Source organism: Halorubrum sp. SD690R, from assembly GCF_005435035.1.
GTDB lineage: Archaea > Halobacteriota > Halobacteria > Halobacteriales > Haloferacaceae > Halorubrum > Halorubrum ezzemoulense.
The window spans coordinates 1-448 of record NZ_SGTV01000139.1 but is presented as its reverse complement, the minus strand read 5'-3'; the positions used below and the strand labels follow the sequence as shown (position 1 = coordinate 448).

Sequence of the window (448 nt, the reverse complement as noted above, 5' to 3'; positions counted from 1 at the left end):
ATCATTCCTCGGCCTCCTCCTCCTGTCGGCGCTCGAACGCGCGGTCCGGTTCGTGTTCTACGGCCGCGCGGCCGCCCGGATCCCCAGCCCGTTCGAGCGCCGACAGGAGGAGGAGGCCGAGGAATGATCGAGCAGGTCCTGCTCGGCGCCGCCACGGTGTTCATCCTCGTCTCCTTAGTGGGGATCTACCGGGCGATCGTCGGGCCGACGATGCCCGACCGCGTGATCGCGATCAACTTCATCGGTTCGAACGTCGTGATCGTGATCGCGCTGATCGCGGCCGCTATCGGCGAACCCGGCGCGCTCGACATCGCGCTGGTGTACGCCCTGCTGAACTTCCTGCTCAGCATCGCCATCTCGAAGTTCCAGGTCGAGCGCGGGGGGGTGCTATGACGCCCCGCGAGATCGCCGTGCTCGTGCTGGTGCTCGGCGGCGCCTTCTTCGCGAT

The 448-nt window shown here is 67.2% G+C and carries 1 protein-coding gene; it reads left to right on the top strand.

Translation table 11 applies throughout. The features are described 5' to 3' along the window. Positions 1–123 precede the first annotated feature (123 nt). Positions 124–393, top strand: a complete 270-nt coding sequence (locus EXE41_RS18770; protein ID WP_079233770.1) for a monovalent cation/H+ antiporter complex subunit F — start codon at positions 124–126, stop codon at positions 391–393. Positions 394–448: the final 55 nt, after the last annotated feature.

Excerpts from the sequence above, each read along its gene's own strand:
- EXE41_RS18770 (WP_079233770.1), top strand. The coding sequence starts at position 124 with ATGATCGAGCAGGTCCTGCTCGGCGCCGCCACGGTGTTCATCCTCGTC.